The organism is Delftia tsuruhatensis (genome assembly GCF_903815225.1).
In the GTDB taxonomy this organism is placed as follows: domain Bacteria; phylum Pseudomonadota; class Gammaproteobacteria; order Burkholderiales; family Burkholderiaceae_C; genus Comamonas; species Comamonas tsuruhatensis_A.
The window spans coordinates 4,854,257-4,868,892 of record NZ_LR813084.1 but is presented as its reverse complement, the minus strand read 5'-3'; the positions used below and the strand labels follow the sequence as shown (position 1 = coordinate 4,868,892).

The 14,636-nt window shown below is 69.9% G+C and carries 14 protein-coding genes; 7 read left to right on the top strand and 7 right to left on the bottom strand.

The annotated features are described in order from the left end of the window. Positions 1-65: 65 nt before the first annotated feature. Positions 66-659, top strand: coding sequence for a TetR/AcrR family transcriptional regulator (locus L1Z78_RS22125; protein WP_234638489.1), 594 nt, complete (start codon positions 66-68; stop codon positions 657-659). On the opposite strand, the gene L1Z78_RS22120 is transcribed toward L1Z78_RS22125, so the two are convergent. After that, positions 656-2,035, bottom strand: a complete 1,380-nt coding sequence (locus L1Z78_RS22120; protein WP_234638488.1) for a PLP-dependent aminotransferase family protein — start codon at positions 2,033-2,035, stop codon at positions 656-658. The genes L1Z78_RS22125 and L1Z78_RS22120 overlap by 4 nt on opposite strands. Positions 2,036-2,158: 123 nt before the next feature. On the opposite strand from L1Z78_RS22120, the gene L1Z78_RS22115 reads away from it, so the two are divergent. Then, positions 2,159-3,022, top strand: a complete 864-nt coding sequence (locus L1Z78_RS22115; protein WP_234638487.1) for a DMT family transporter — start codon at positions 2,159-2,161, stop codon at positions 3,020-3,022. 41 nt (positions 3,023-3,063) lie between these two features. Here the strand turns inward: L1Z78_RS22115 and L1Z78_RS22110 are convergent, their stop codons facing one another. Together L1Z78_RS22110 and L1Z78_RS22105 are read right to left on the bottom strand one after the other, a co-directional pair. After that, positions 3,064-3,978 carry a Bug family tripartite tricarboxylate transporter substrate binding protein gene (locus tag L1Z78_RS22110; RefSeq protein ID WP_234638486.1) on the bottom strand — a complete coding sequence of 305 codons (915 nt, stop codon included), beginning with the start codon at positions 3,976-3,978 and terminating at the stop codon, positions 3,064-3,066. A 3-nt stretch (positions 3,979-3,981) separates the two neighbouring features. After that, complete coding sequence (locus L1Z78_RS22105; protein ID WP_234638485.1) at positions 3,982-4,899, bottom strand: LysR family transcriptional regulator; 918 nt, start codon at positions 4,897-4,899, stop codon at positions 3,982-3,984. A 146-nt stretch (positions 4,900-5,045) separates the two neighbouring features. On the opposite strand from L1Z78_RS22105, the gene L1Z78_RS22100 reads away from it, so the two are divergent. After that, positions 5,046-6,416: a hypothetical protein gene (locus L1Z78_RS22100; RefSeq protein WP_234638484.1), complete on the top strand. Its 1,371-nt coding sequence runs from the start codon at positions 5,046-5,048 to the stop codon at positions 6,414-6,416. A 60-nt stretch (positions 6,417-6,476) separates the two neighbouring features. After that, entirely contained in the window at positions 6,477-7,367 is an 891-nt protein-coding gene (cynR, locus tag L1Z78_RS22095; RefSeq protein WP_234638483.1) for a transcriptional regulator CynR, read from the top strand. A 44-nt stretch (positions 7,368-7,411) separates the two neighbouring features. On the opposite strand, the gene L1Z78_RS22090 is transcribed toward cynR, so the two are convergent. Further along, positions 7,412-8,176 (bottom strand): alpha/beta fold hydrolase, encoded by a 765-nt coding sequence (locus L1Z78_RS22090; protein WP_234638482.1) that lies wholly within the window; start codon positions 8,174-8,176, stop codon positions 7,412-7,414. Between the two features lie 103 nt (positions 8,177-8,279). On the opposite strand from L1Z78_RS22090, the gene L1Z78_RS22085 reads away from it, so the two are divergent. The 3 genes from L1Z78_RS22085 (at position 8,280) to L1Z78_RS22075 (ending at position 10,957) form a co-directional block, all read left to right on the top strand. After that, complete coding sequence (locus tag L1Z78_RS22085) at positions 8,280-8,474, top strand: hypothetical protein (protein WP_234642308.1); 195 nt, start codon at positions 8,280-8,282, stop codon at positions 8,472-8,474. Beyond that, positions 8,405-8,962: an SCO family protein gene (locus tag L1Z78_RS22080; protein ID WP_234642239.1), complete on the top strand. Its 558-nt coding sequence runs from the start codon at positions 8,405-8,407 to the stop codon at positions 8,960-8,962. Before L1Z78_RS22085 ends, L1Z78_RS22080 begins: the two co-directional genes overlap by 70 nt. Before the next feature lie 156 nt (positions 8,963-9,118). Continuing rightward, complete coding sequence (locus tag L1Z78_RS22075) at positions 9,119-10,957, top strand: diguanylate cyclase domain-containing protein (protein WP_234638481.1); 1,839 nt, start codon at positions 9,119-9,121, stop codon at positions 10,955-10,957. A gap of 24 nt (positions 10,958-10,981) precedes the next feature. On the opposite strand, the gene L1Z78_RS22070 is transcribed toward L1Z78_RS22075, so the two are convergent. The 3 genes from L1Z78_RS22070 to nirB form a co-directional block, all read right to left on the bottom strand. Beyond that, positions 10,982-11,446 carry a low molecular weight protein-tyrosine-phosphatase gene (locus tag L1Z78_RS22070; RefSeq protein WP_234642238.1) on the bottom strand — a complete coding sequence of 155 codons (465 nt, stop codon included), beginning with the start codon at positions 11,444-11,446 and terminating at the stop codon, positions 10,982-10,984. A 168-nt stretch (positions 11,447-11,614) separates the two neighbouring features. Further along, the gene (gene nirD, locus L1Z78_RS22065; protein WP_234638480.1) at positions 11,615-11,956 is read right to left on the bottom strand and encodes a nitrite reductase small subunit NirD; all 342 of its coding nucleotides are present in this window, start codon (positions 11,954-11,956) and stop codon (positions 11,615-11,617) included. 32 nt (positions 11,957-11,988) lie between these two features. Continuing rightward, positions 11,989-14,505, bottom strand: a complete 2,517-nt coding sequence (gene nirB, locus L1Z78_RS22060) for a nitrite reductase large subunit NirB (protein WP_234638479.1) — start codon at positions 14,503-14,505, stop codon at positions 11,989-11,991. Positions 14,506-14,636 lie beyond the last annotated feature (131 nt).

Below are 14,636 nucleotides of genomic sequence, written 5' to 3'. Positions count from 1 at the left end.
AAGTTTTTGCGTTTGCGAATTGTGCGCTCGCACTTTGTTAATGCAAATTTTTAGCTTTAATAACCATGATCCCGAAAGTCCCATCCCTTCCCAAGCCCGCCCGGCCGGGCGGGCGCAGCGCGCGCATCCAGGCCACTGTCTACCAGACGGTCAAGGAACTGCTGGAAACCATGCCGCGCGAGGAACTGAGCTTTCCGGTGATCGCGGCACAGGCGGGGGTGACGCCCTCCACGCTCTACCGGCGCTGGGGAGATATCCAGCAGTTGCTGGCCGATGTGGCGGTGGAGATCATCCGGCCCACGGCACCCCCGGTGGACACGGGCACGCTGGAGGGCGACCTGCTGGCCTGGGCGGAGCAGTTCCTGGAGGAGTCCGCATCGCCCCTGGGCCGCACCATGCTGCGCGACATGGCGGCGGCGGCCGGCAATGAGCAGGGCCCGTGCGCCTGCGTGGAAATCCTGCGCGGCCAGCTGCAGGAGATCGGCGAGCGTGCGGTCCGGCGCGGCGAGGCGGGCCCGCCCGTGGAGGCCCTGCTCGATGCCTTGGCCGCGCCCATCGTCTACCGCGTGCTGTTCGACATGCCGCCCTCGCCGGACCAGGTCCGGGCACGGGTGCGTGGGATGCTGGGCATACCCTGGAGCCTGCATGACACGCTCTAGCGTCCGAGCGCGCGCGCCAGCACCTCGAAGATCCGCTCGTCCGCGCACTGCGCCACGTTGAAGCGCAGGAAGTCGCCCGCGCTCAGCGACTGGCTGAAGACATTTCCGGGGGCCAGCACCACGCCCTCTTCCAGGCAGGCCCGGGCGATGGTGGCGGCATCCCTGCCCTGGGGCAGGCGGCACCAGAGGAACATGCCGGCCTGCGGCATCAGCCAGGGCGTGATGCCCAGCGCCTGCAACCGGGCCGCGATGCGCTCCATCTCCTGTGCCAGCCGCTGTCGCAAGGTTTCCATGTGCCTGCGGTAGCCGCTGTCGGTCAGCGCGCGCAGTACCAGCTCGGCGGCCATGCGCCCGCCACCGAAAGTCGTGGCGATCCTGAGGTCGGCCAGGTCCTCGATCCAGTCGCGCCGGGCCGCGATGTAGCCGCAGCGCAGCGCAGCCGATACCGTCTTGGAGAAGCTGCCGATCTGGATCACGCGCGACAGCCCGTCGAAGGCTGCCAGCCGGGGGGCGGAGGCGGCCTCCAGGTCGTGGAAGATGTCGTCCTCCACGATCACCAGGTCCGAACTTTCGGCCAGCTTCAGGATCCTGTGCGCCACCAGCGGTGACAGCGTGGCGCCCGTGGGGTTGTGTATGCCCGAGTTGGTGATGTACAGGCGTGGCGAATGCGCCTGCAGGGCGGCGGCGAACAGGGCCACGTCCGGGCCCTGGGGCGTATGGGGGACGCCCACGGCCTGCACGCGGTGCGCCTTGAGCAAGGCGTGGAAGTTGAAGTAGCAGGGGTCGTCCACCAGCACGGTATCGCCGGGCTCCAGCAGGAAGCGACAGATCAGGTCGATGGACTGCGTGCCTGACTCGGTCAGCATGATCTGCTCGGGGCCGGCCTCCAGGCCGGTGGCGGCCATGCGCCGTGCGAGCAGGTGGCGCAGCGCCGGGTGTCCCAGGGGCGTCGCGTATTCGGTCAGCTCCAGCGTGTCCGACCGTGCCAGGGCGCGCAGCGCGCGGCGCACGCCCTCCTCGTACATCCAGGAAGGAGGCAGCCAGCCGCAGCCCGGTTTGAGCATGCTGGTATCGGACTCCAGCGACTGGCGCGCCAGCCACAGCGGATCGACCTGCCTGTCCACGCGCGGCCCGATATCGGCCAGTGCCAGCGGCGCCACCGGCCCGGCCACGTAGAAGCCCGATCCCGGGCGGGAGGTGATCACCCCTTCGGCCGCCAGGCGCTCGTAGGCCTCCACCACCGTGGACACGGACACCTTCAGGGCCCGGGCCTGGGCACGCACCGACGGCAGGCGTGCGCCCGGCAGCCAGGTGCGGGAGGCGATCCGGGACCGGACCTCCTGCATGACCGCATGGATCCGCGTGCCACTGCGCATCGACGTGCTCCTTTCTGTATGGGTTGAATATGCATCACAGTTCTTTTGAATTGTATTGGATTGTGTATGGATGAACCCAGTGGGCCATGGTCCACTGTCCGCCTGTAACGCAAGGAGTTTTCGATGGATAGAGCAACCAGCGGGTGGATCAACGGATTCATCGGCGTGGCGATCTTCGCGGGATCGCTGCCCGCCACCCGCGTGGCGGTGGCCGACCTGGACCCGACGTTCCTGACCTGTGCGCGCGCCACCATCGCCGCCACCCTGGGCCTGGTGCTGCTGCTGGTGCTGCGCCAGCCCCGGCCCGGGCGGGCGGATCTGCCATCCCTGGCGCTGAGCGCGCTGGGCGTCGTGCTGGGCTTTCCGCTGCTGACAGCGCTGGCGCTGCAATACGTCACCTCGGCGCACTCCATCGTCTTCGTGGGCCTGCTGCCCCTGTCCACGGCGGTCTTTGCCGTGCTGCGCGGCGGCGAGCGTCCGCGCCCGGCGTTCTGGCTGTTCTCGCTGGCGGGGGCTGCCTTCGTCGCCGGCCATGCGGCCCTGGGCGGCGCGGGGGGCTCGCTGCGGGGTGATCTGCTGATGCTGGCCGCCATCGTCGTCTGCGGCCTGGGCTATGCCGAAGGCGCGCGGCTGTCGCGCACGCTGGGCGGCTGGCAGGTCATCAGCTGGTCGCTGGTGCTGTCCCTGCCCATCATGCTGCCGGCGGCATGGCTGAGCATGCCAACCTCCTTCGACGGTGTGGGCTGGCCCGCCTGGCTGGGGCTGGCCTACGTCTCGCTGTTCAGCATGCTGATCGGCTTCGTGTTCTGGTACCGGGGCCTGGCGCAGGGCGGCATCGCGGCGGTGGGGCAGATGCAGCTGCTGCAGCCCTTCATGGGCCTGGGGCTGGCGGCACTGCTGCTGAACGAGACGGTGGGCTGGGGCATGGTGGTGGTGACCCTGGCCGCCATGGCCTGCGTGGCGGGAGCGAAAAAGTACGCGCGCTGAGCCGGTGCGCGATGCGGGCAGGGCCGCCCGACGTGCCGGACTCAGCGCCCTGTCTCCCGGGCCACCTGTCGTGCGAAGTCCGTGGTCGAGCCCTCGAATGGCTGGTTGCCGGCGGCTTCCAGCCGGCTGCGGATGGTGCTGCCGTGCAGCGCCTGGACGACGCCCGCATGGATGTGCTCGACCACGGCGGGCGGCGTGCGCGGCGGGGCGAACAGGCCGAACAGTGAATCCAGGTTGGCCCGGGCATGCCCCAGTTCGGCCAGCGTGGGCACGCCGGGCAGCACGGCCAGGCGCCGTGGCGCGCCCACGGCCAGGGCCTTGAGGCGGCCCGCGCGCAGCGCCTGCAGCTGAAGCGGCGCGACGTTGGTGGACAGCAGCTCGAAATGCCCCGCCAGCGCGTCGTTGAGCTGCTGGCCACCGCCCTTGTAGGGCACGTGCACGATGGGAATGCCGCTGGCCTGTCCTATGCGCCGAAGCACTGCGTGGCCCGTCGTCCCCTCGCCCGTGGTGGCCCACCGGATGCCGCCGGCAAGGTCGCGCGCCTCGGCCAACATGCCGGCGAAGTCGGTGGCCTTGAGAGCTGGGGTGCCCACGAGCAGCATGGGGGTGCGCATGACACCGGCCACCGGCGCCACGGCCGCATTCGCCATGCCTGCGGCGGTGGCGGCGGCGAAGGCCAGCGTGCGGCCGTCGGGCGTGCTGCGCGCCAGCAGCTCCAGCGCCAGGGTGCCGCTGGCGCCAGGGCGGTTTTCCACCACCACGGCAACGCTCCACTGCCGCGCCAGGTCTTCGGCAAGGGCTCGGGCCACCAGGTCACTGATGCCGCCTGCGGGATAGGCCACGAGCATCCTCATGCCCGTGCCAGGTCCGGCTTGCGCCGCCTTGGCTGGCCAGGCCAGGGCGCCGGCCATCAGCAGGGTGCGCCGGCGGTGGTCGGGTGAATGTGTCGCGTGCATGGCTCAGCGGTCCTGCCCCCGATGGCGCTGCGCCAGCCCGCGCGCCAGCGCGATGAAGCTGCCTGCGGGGCCCTCGCTGCCAGCCTGGCGGTACACCAGTGTCAGCGGCGCGCACAACCGCACGGCGGGTGCGAAGGCGCGGTAGACAACGGCCTCGGGATGGGCGCCGCGCACCGAGGCAGGCACGATGGACAGGCCCACGCCCGCGGCCACGAGATTCACATTGGTCATCATGCGCTCCACCTCGGCGGCGACCTCCACCCGCACCCCCTGCTGCGCGCACAGGGCCAGCAAGTTGGCATAGAGACCCGGAGCGCCCGCGCGCCGCACGAGCACCAGGCGCTCGCCGTCGAGCTGTCGCAGTGCCACGGGCCGTGCATGCTCGCGTGCCAGCCTGTGGTCCACCGGGATGGCCAGCAGCGCCGGCTCCTGCAGCAGCGTCTCGAACGCCAGCCCGGGCGGCTGCGCCACCGGCACGCGCAGGAAGCCGCAGTGCATGCGCCCGGCCTGCACGGCCTCGGTGATCTCGGCGGCATTGTTCTCGCTCACGTCCAGGGCGATGCCCGGGTGCTGGCTGCGGCACAGGCGCAGTACCTCGGGCGTGAAGGCATGGGCTGCGGCCGAGCTGGTGAAGCCCACGTGGATGCGCCCGCGCTCACCGCGCGCAAAGGCCTGCATGCGATCGCGCATGGCGTGGAAGTCGGCCAGCAGCCGCGTGGCCTCGTCCCGCAGTTCAAGGCCCGCATCGGTCAGGTCCACGCCCTTGGGATGGCGGCGGAACAGGGCGATGCCCAGTTCCTGCTCCAGCGCGCGGATCTGCTGCGACAGCGGCGGCTGCTGCATGCCCAGCAGCTCGGCAGCACGCGTGATGTGGCCGGCGTCGGCAACGGCCAGGAAGTAGCGGAGATGGCGCAGTTCCATATATGTGGAAAGTATCCAGCCGATATCCTAAAAATCTTTGAAATATTGGACAAGTCTCTCCAGAATCAGCGGCGGTCACGAGCGCGACGGTGCCCTCCGGCGCAGCCGCTGGCTTCCGACAAGAACCCGAGACAGGAGACAAAACCATGCCTTTCCCCCTGCGCCCCGCCAGTGCCTCGCTGCTGGCCCTGGCCGTGCTGGCCGGCTGCGGCGGCGGCTCGGCCGTGCTGCACGGTCCCGTGACCTCCCTCGAGACCGCGCCCCAGGTCGCGGCCTGTCCCGCCGAGATCCCGGCGGGCACCACCTGCTGGTCCGGCCAGGACTCCAAGGGCGCCTACTACCTGATCGCCAGGCCGGCGCAATGGAATGGCACGCTGGTGCTGCACGCCCACGGCGGCCCCGACCTGGCTGCGCCCACGGCCGACCGCGCGGCCGAGGACCTTGCGCGCTGGGCCATCATGGTGCGCGCGGGCTACGCCTGGGCGGGCTCCACCTACCGCCAGGGCGGCGTGGAGGTGCGCGCCGCCGCCGAGGACACGGAACGCCTGCGCGGCATCTTCCGCCAGCATGTGGCAACGCCCCGGCGCACCATCCTGCACGGCCAGTCCTGGGGCGCGGGCGTGGCCGCCAAGGGCGCGGAGATGTTCACCGAGCAGACCGTGGGAGAGCGCCCCTATGACGGCGTGCTGCTGACCAGCGGCGTGCTGGGCGGCGGTACCCATGCCTACGACTTTCGCACCGACCTGCGCGTGGTCTACCAGTACCTGTGCGGCAACCATCCCCGCGCCAGCGAGCCACAGTACGCGCTGAACCTGGGCCTGCCCGCCGATGCGAAGATGCGCCAGGCCGATGTGGCCCTGCGGGTCAACGAATGCCTGGCGCTGGACAAGCCGGCGGCCCAGCGCACGGCCGGGCAAAAGGCGAAGATCGACACCATCGTGCGGGTCATCAGGATCCCCGAAAGCGCCATCCAGTCGCACCTGAACTGGGGCACCCTGCATTTCCAGGACATCTCGGCCAGGCGCACGGGCGGCGCCAGCCCCTTCGGCAACGAGGGCGCGGTCTACACGGGATCGGCCGACGACGCCGCGCTCAATGCCGGCGTGCTGCGCTACCGCGCCGATCCGGCAGCCTACCGCAAGTTCGCGCAGGACACGGACCCCACGGGCAAGATCCCCGTGCCCGTGCTGTCGGCCAAGTGGATCGGCGATCCCACGGCCTTCGTGGAGCTGGATGCGCGCTTTCGCGCCGTGATGCAGCAGGGCGGCAGTGGCGACCGCCTGGTGCAGACGTTCACGCGCCAGGGAACGCACAGCTACATCAGCGACGCCACCTATCCCACGCTGATGACGGCGCTGATGCAGTGGATCGACGCGGGCAGCAAGCCCACGGCGGCCGGCATCGCGGCGGCCTGCGCGGGCAACGAGGCGCGCTTCGGGGCCGGGTGCAGCTTCGACGCGGCCTATGTGCCGGCGGCGCTGGAGACGCGCGTGCCGGCGCGCCAGCGGCCCCGGTAGGCCGGGCCACCGCGGCGCGCTGTGAGACACTGGCGCGCCGCACACCCTCCCGCCACCCCCATGGAACTGCGCCAGCTGCGCTACTTCGTCGACATCGCCAAGACCGAGCACCTGACCACCTCGGCCAGGAACCTGCATGTCACCCAGTCCACGCTCTCGCATGGCCTGCGCCAGCTGGAGGAGGAACTGGGCATGGCGCTGTTCGAGCGCATCGGCCGGGGGTTGAAGCTGTCGCAGGCGGGCATGGTGTTCCGCAACTATGCCGAGCGTGCGCTGCACGAGGTGGAGGCCGGGCGCATGGCCCTGGCCGACCTCAGCGAGCTGCAGACCGGTACCCTGACCATCGGCGTGATCCCCACCTTCCTCAACACGCTGGTGGCGCCTGCCGTGGCGGCCTTCATGCGCGCCTATCCCAAGGTCAACGTGGTGGTCAGCGAGCTGCTGGCGCCGCCCGTGGAGCAAGGCCTGCTCGATGGCAGCCTGGACCTGGGCGTGAGCTTTCACCCTCCGCAAAGGCCGGAGCTGGATGCGCTGCCGCTGTTCGACGAGCGCATGATGCTGCTGGTCAACCCCTCGCACGCGCTGGCCGGGCGGCGTACCCTGGCCGTGAAGTCCCTGGCCGGCGTGCCGCTGGCCCTGTTGCCGCGTACCTTCTACACCCGCAGCCTGATCGAGGACGGGCTGCGCAGCGCGGGCGTCACCCCCAGCCTGCGCGTGGAGATGGGGTCGGTGGAATCGCTGATCGCCCTGTGCCGCTGGGGCGACATGGCCACCATCGTGCCCGAGCGCGCGGCCCAGCAGGCCACCGACATGGTGGCCATCCACCTGGTCTCGCCCCAGCTGATCCGCACCGCCGGCCTGCTGTGGCGGCGCGGCGCCAGCTACAGTGCCGCCGCACGGGAGTTCGCGGCGCAGCTGGCGCCAGCGACACGTACCCATCCGGGCCGATAGTCCGCAGCGCGGGCCGGGCACGGCGGCGGCCCGGCCCTGGGCGGTCATCCGAGCCTGGCAACGAAGCCGCTTACCAACCCTGCGAATTCGACCGGCAGCTCGACCGCGCTGAGGTGCGAGGCCGGCAGCGACACCAGCCGCGCGCCCGCGATCTGCTCGCGCATGGCCTCGGACAGGGCCGGTGGCGTGGCCTCGTCACGGCTGCCCGCGATGATGAGCGCGGGGCAGGCGATGCGCCGGTTGCCCTCCCGCAAATCGATGCCGCCCACGGCAGCGCAGGCCGCGGCATAGGGCGCGGCGGCCGTGGCCTCCAGCCCTGCACGCAAGGAGGCCACGCGATCGGCATGCGTGGCGCGGAACTCGGGCGTGAACCAGCGCTGCATGGCACCTTCGGCGATGGCGGGCACGCCCTGCGCGCGCACCGTGGCGATGCGCGCCTGCCAGCCTGCGCGGGCGGCCTCGTCGTAGTGGCTGGCCGAGTTGGCGATGACGATGCTGCGCACCAGGGCCGGGTGGCGCACGGCCAGCGCCTGGGCCGTCATGCCGCCCATGGACAGGCCGACGAAGTGCACCGGACCCAGGCCCAGCGCCTCGATCACGCCGGCAGCATCGTCGGCCAGGTCGTTCATGTCGAAGGCCTCGCCGATGGCAGGCGAGCGGCCATGGCCGCGGTGGTCGTAGCGCACCACGGTGAAGCGGTCTTCCAATGCCCGGGCGACGCCGTCCCACATCTGGAGATCACAACCGAGCGCGTGGCTCAGGACGATGGCCGGGCCTTGGCCCTGCTGCACAACATGGAGTTTCGACATGGCGGTCTTTGTTGGGGAAAAGGCGATTATGGAATCGCCCGCGCGGGCCGGCGGCTACGGGTACCACGCATATCCGGCACGCCAGCCTCCATGATCCCCAGCCATGCAAGCGCTGCGCAACTCCATCGCACTGGCCCGCCTGGTCATGGCGTGGTTCGCGCTGACGCTGGGCATGGCCATCGCATCTTCTCCCTTTCCCGAGGCTGCTCGCACTCCCGCCGCGCGTGCCTGGCCGGCGGGCTGGGCACGCTGGCCGGCTGCAAGCCGCCACCCGTGTCCTTCAAGGGCATCGACCTGACCGGCGCCCAGCACGGCCGCGATTTCCGGCTTCACGATGCCGATGGGCGCGAGCGCACACTGGCCGATTTCCGGGGCAGGGCGCTGATGGTCTTCTTCGGCTTCACCCTGTGCCCCGATGTCTGCCCCACGGCGCTCACGCGGGCGCTGGAGATCCGCCCGTTGCTGGGCGCCGCCGGCGATCGCCTGGCCGTGGCCTTCGTCACCATCGATCCCGAGCGCGACACGCCCGACGTGCTCAAGGCCTATGTGGGGGCCTTCGATCCGGGCTTCGTCGCGCTGCGCGGCGATGCGCAGCAGACGGCCGAGGTCGCGCGGGAGTTCAAGGTGTTCTACAAGAAGGTGCCCACGGGCGCGTCCTACACCATGGACCACTCGGCCATCACCTATGTCTTCGATCCCTCGGGGCGGATGCGCGTGGCGTTTCGCCATGAACAGGGCGCGCAGGAATGCGCGGCCGACTTGCGCCAGATCCTGGGGGCGGCATGAGGCCGCGGGGTCCTTGCCTTGGCACCAAGATGGCCGGCATGGGTGCCGCAACCGCCTGAAACCTCGCTTGAATCGCCACTTCCTTGTGCTAAAAATGGACCGCTCCATCCACCCGGACGCTTATCCAGCCAGACGGAAAAAAGGACTTCAGGCGCCATGAAGCGGCTACTTTCTGACAAGGTATTGCGGCGTCTCGTGCTCGGCAACCTGCTGCTGGGTGGTCTGCTCGCCCTGGCGACCTGGCTGAGCCTGCGCGCCAACTACCAGGCCGACCTGGATCTGGGCGTGGCCGTCACCCGGCACCAGGCGCGCAGCCTGAGCCTGGAGCTGACCGCCGAGATGCGCATGGTGGACAACGCCCTGGCCACCATTGCAGGCCGCTACCGCGGCCGCAGCCAGGAAAGCCCGGGCGAGGCGGCGATCGTCCTCTATGACCTGCTCCAGGAGCAGCGCGGCCTCATTCCCTTCGTCACGGCCTTGCGCGTGGCCGACGCCAGGGGGCAGGTGATGCTGACCGCCAACGAAGACGAGCCGGCCTTCTCCGTGGCCGACCGCGCCTACTTCGAGCGCGCGCGCCATTCCGAACAGATGGTGGTCTCCGACCCGCTGATCAGCCACTCCTTCCACCAATGGGCCATCGTGCTGGCGCGCCGGCTGCAGTCCGCGGACGGGCAGTTCCAGGGCATCGTCTACGCCATCGTCGCGGCCGAGCACTTCCAGTCGCTGTTTCGCCGCCAGGCCTTCGGTCCCGACAGCGCCATGGCGCTGCGCTCGGACCGGGATCTGCTGGTGGCGCGCTACACGGCCGCCGATCCCCGGTCCATGGCCGGCGTCGGCGGCTCGGAGGTATCCCGCGAGTACCACCATGCCCTGGGCAACGACCGGGAGCTGGGCTGGTACATCACGCCGACCCTGCTCGACGGCGTGGAGCGCATCACCGCCTACCACCGGCTGGCCGGCTACCCGTTGACGGTCTTCACCGGCCTGGGCACGGACAACTACCTGGCCGCCTGGCGTGCCTCGGCCTGGCGCGCCTGGGCGCTGACGGGCCTGAGCATGCTGCTGATCGCCCTGGGTTCGGTCAGCCTCTACCTGCTGCAGCAGCGCGAGCGCGTGGCGCGGCTGAAGTTGTCGGAGTTGCTGCGCCAGCAGGAGCTGTTCATGGACAACGACCTGATCGGCATCGCGCGCCTGCGCGAGCGCCGCCTGCTGTGGACCAACCAGGCCCTGCAGCGCATGCTCAAGCGCCCGGCCGACGAGCTGAGGAACACTTCGGCGCGCATTCTCTACCCGGACGAGGAGACGTATGAACGCTCCGGCGAACTGGCCTATGGCGCGCTGCGCTCCAGCGGCAAATGCCACACCCAGATGCAGTTGCAGACCCGCGACGGCGGCCTGCTCTGGGTGGATGTCAGCGGGGCCGGACTGGCCGATGGCGAATCCATATGGGTCTTCGTGGATATCGATGCGCTCAAGCGCGGCGAGCAGGCGGCCAGGCACCTGGCCCTGCATGATGCGCTGACCGGGCTGGCCAACCGCCGCGCGCTGGAGATGCGGCTGCAGCGCGAGCTGGCCCAGGCCGGCGGCCCCGGCCAGCTGGCCGTGTGCTTCATGGACCTGGACGGCTTCAAGCAGGTCAATGACACCGAAGGCCATGACGCGGGGGACGAGGTTCTGCGCATCGTCGCCCGCCGGCTCACCACCCTGGCCCGCGAGACCGATTGCGTGGCGCGCCTGGGCGGCGACGAATTCGTGGTGCTGCTGGGCGACCTGGTGCAGGCCGACGACGCCCAGCAGGTCATGCAGCGCTGCCTGGCCTCCATCTGCCAGCCCATCCGGCTGCAGGGCGGTGCCACGGTGCGGGTCGGCGCCAGCATGGGCATCGCGCTCAACCTGCCACAGGAAGATGCCGCTCAACTGCTGCAGCGCGCGGACGAGGCCATGTACGCGGCCAAGCGCGCGGGCAAGGGCCGGATCGTGGTGGCGGGGGAGTAGTACTGTGCGGTATCCGCAGTGCGCTCAGTCTCCGCGCGAATGCTTGCTCAGTTCCGCCAGCAATCCCGCGCAGCCGTCCTCCACCAGGTCCAGTACCTCCTCGAAGCCGCGCTCTCCGCCATAGTAGGGATCGGGCACTTCGCGTGCCGCATGCCGGGTGCAGAAGTCCGTCAGCCGGCGCACCCGGTGCCATTCGGCGGGGGGGCAGATCCTGCGCGCTGCGGATTCGTTGGAGCCGTCCATGACCAGCACCAGGTCGAATGCCTGGAAATCCTCGGCCAGCAGCTGTCTTGCGCGCTGGCCTGACAGGTCATAGCCCCTGCGTGCCGCGTGGGCCTGGGAGCGGCGGTCGGGCGCCTCGCCCACGTGGTAGCCATGGGTGCCGGCCGAGTCCACCGCGATGCGGTCGGCCAGCCCGGCGTCGGCCACCATTTTCTCGAGCACGCCGTGCGCCGTGGGACTGCGACAGATGTTGCCGGTGCAGACCATGAGGATGCGCCTGGGGCGCTGGCTGTTGGAGGATTGCGTTGTCAGTTGCATGGGATGGCCGGACGTGGCGTCGTGAACACGCGGCATTGTCCACGGTACTGCCTGCCCGGGCCATCCGATCTGTCCGGCGGCCTTGTCACGGGCACGTCAAAAGTGCATCACACGCTCTCAGTCCAGCGCCACCAGCAGCTGCCCGTTCTCGCTGCGCACCGCATGCGCGCGCACGGAGTGCTCGGGCGCTTCCAGGCATTCGCCGGTCGCCAGGTCGAAGTGGTGCTTGTAGATGGGCGAGGCGACGACGACGCGCTCGCCCAGGCTGCCGACCAGGCCACGCGCGAGCACGCTGGCGCCGCAGCGCGGGTCCACGTTGTCTATGGCGTAGAAGCGGTCGTCGCCGATGCGAAAGACCGCCACATGGCGGCCTTCGACAAGGGCACAGACGCCCGTGTCGGGGACGATGTCGCGCGTGGTGCAGACGGGCAGCCAGTGTTCGGAGGAGGCATGTGCCATGGCGGGTCCTTGTCGCGGGTTTCCGGGGCGGTTCAGGCCGTGGCCTCGCTGCGTTCGTCGGCGCGCGCCGGGCGGATCTGGCCGCGTTCGCGCACGAAGACGATGTGTTCGTCGGGCTGGTCGCTGTTGACGAAGCTGCGAAAGCGCCGGCGCACCTCGGGCGTGGTGACGGCGGTCTTCCACTCGCACTGGTAGGTGTCCACCACATGCTGCATCTGGGCCTCCAGTTCGGCGCCCAGGCCCAGGCTGTCGTTGACGATCACGTCCTTCAGATAGTCCAGGCCGCCCTCCAGGCTCTCGCGCCAGGTGCTGGTGCGCTGCAGGCGGTCGGCCGTGCGCACGTAGAACATCAGGAAGCGGTCGATGAGCTGCAGCAGCCGCTCGCGGTCCAGGTCCGAGGCGATCAGTTCGGCATGGCGCGGCTTCATGCCGCCGTTGCCGCAGACGTAGAGGTTCCAGCCTTTGTCGGTGGCGATCACGCCCACGTCCTTGCCCTGGGCCTCGGCGCACTCGCGCGTGCAGCCCGAGACGCCGAACTTGATCTTGTGCGGCGCGCGCAGCCCCTTGTAGCGGTTTTCCAGTTGCACCGCCAGGCCCACGCTGTCGTCCACGCCGTAGCGGCACCAGGTCGATCCGACGCAACTCTTGACGGTGCGCAGCGACTTGCCATACGCATGGCCGGACTCGAAGCCGGCGGCGATCAGCTCCTCCCAGATCAGCGGCAACTGCTCCACGCGGGCGCCGAACAGGTCCACGCGGGCACCGCCCGTGAGCTTGGTGTACAGGCCGTATTTCTTGGCCACCTGGCCCACGGCGATCAGGCCGTCGGGCGTGACCTCGCCGCCAGGCATGCGCGGCACCACCGAGTAGCTGCCGTCCTTCTGGATGTTGCCCAGGTAGTAGTCGTTGCTGTCCTGCAGGCTGGCCAGCTGCGGCTGCAGCACGAACTCGTTCCAGCACGAGGCCAGGATGCTGGCGGCCAGCGGCTTGCAGACATCGCAGCCCAGGCCCTGGCCGTGGCGGTGCAGCAGTTCCTCGAAGGTCTTGATGCCGCCCACGCGCACCAGGTGGTAGAGCTGCTGGCGCGAATGCGGGAAATGCTCGCAGACATGGTTGTCGACCGCCATGCCGCGCCGCGCCATCTCCGCCTTCATGACCTGGGCGGCCAGGGGCACGCAGCCGCCGCAGGTGGCGCCGGCCTGGGTGCAGGCCTTGAGCTCGCCGACGGTGCAGGCGCCTTCGCCCACGGCTGCGCAGATCTGCGCCTTGGTGACGTTGTTGCATGAACAGATCTGGGCCGTGCCGGGAAGGGCGTCCACGCCCAGGCCGGGCCTGGCCTTGCCGTCGCTGGAGGGCAGGATGAGGAACTCGGGCTCCTCGGGCAGGACGATGCTGCCCAGCGTCATCTGCAGCAGCGTGCCGTATTCGTCGGCATTGCCCACGAGCACGGCGCCCAGCAATTGCTTGCCGTCCTCGCTGACCACGATTTTCTTGTAGACCTGCTTGCGCTCGTCGATGAACTGGTAGTTGCGGCTGCCCGGCGTCCTGCCCTGGGCATCGCCGATGCTGGCCACATCCACGCCCATGAGCTTGAGCTTGGTGCTGAGATCGGCGCCGCCGAAAGCGGCCCCGGCCTCGCCCGCGATGTGGCGGGCCGCCACGCGCGCCATGTCGTAGCCGGGTGCCACCAAGCCGAAGGTCTGCTCGCGCCAGGATGCGCATTCACCGATGGCATAGATATGGCGGTCGCTGGTGCGGCAATGGTCGTCCACGGCCACGCCGCCGCGCGGGCCTATGGCCAGCGCGCACTGGCGCGCGATCTCGTCGCGCGGGCGGATGCCGGCCGAGAACACGATCATGTCGGTTTCCAGGTGCGTTCCATCGGCGAACACCATGCGGTGGCGGGCCGTGGCGCCATCGGTGATCTCCAGCGTGTTGCGCTCCGTGTGCACCTGTACGCCCAGGTCCTCGATTTTGCCGCGCAGCATGCGGCCGCCGCCGTCATCCACCTGCACGGCCATGAGGCGCGGTGCGAACTCGACCACATGGGTCTCCAGCCCCAGGTCGCGCAGGGCCTTGGCGCATTCCAGGCCCAGCAGGCCGCCGCCCACCACCACACCGGTGCGTGATTTCGCGGCCGAGGCCTGCATGGCCTCCAGGTCCTCGATGGTGCGGTAGACGAAGCAATGCGGGCGGTCGCGCCCCGGCACGGGGGGGACGAAGGGGGCCGAGCCCGTGGCCAGTACCAGCCTGTCATAGCAGAGGACCTCGCCGTCGGCCGTGGTCACCGTGCGCTCGCGCCGCTCCACCGCGGCGGCCCGGGCGGCCAGGCGCAGCCTGAAGCCGGTGGTCTCGAAGAAGCCGGGTTCGACCAGGGACAGGTCCTGGGCCGTCTTGCCGGCGAAGAACTCGGACAGGTGCACGCGGTCGTAGGCCGGGCGGGGTTCCTCGCAGAGCACGGTGACGTTCGCATCCGCCACGCCCAGGGCATGCAGCTGCTCGAGAAACTTGTGGCCCACCATGCCGTGGCCGATCACAACGATGTTCATCTGGCGTCCTGCGTTGCGCATCCAGTGTTTGCGGGCCGCGGGCCGGTGGGCCGGCGGGTCGGTGCATCCGATGCAAGGGCCATGCCAGCAGTCGGTCTGCACCGTCGCAGCGGCGTGCGGGACGGGGCCTT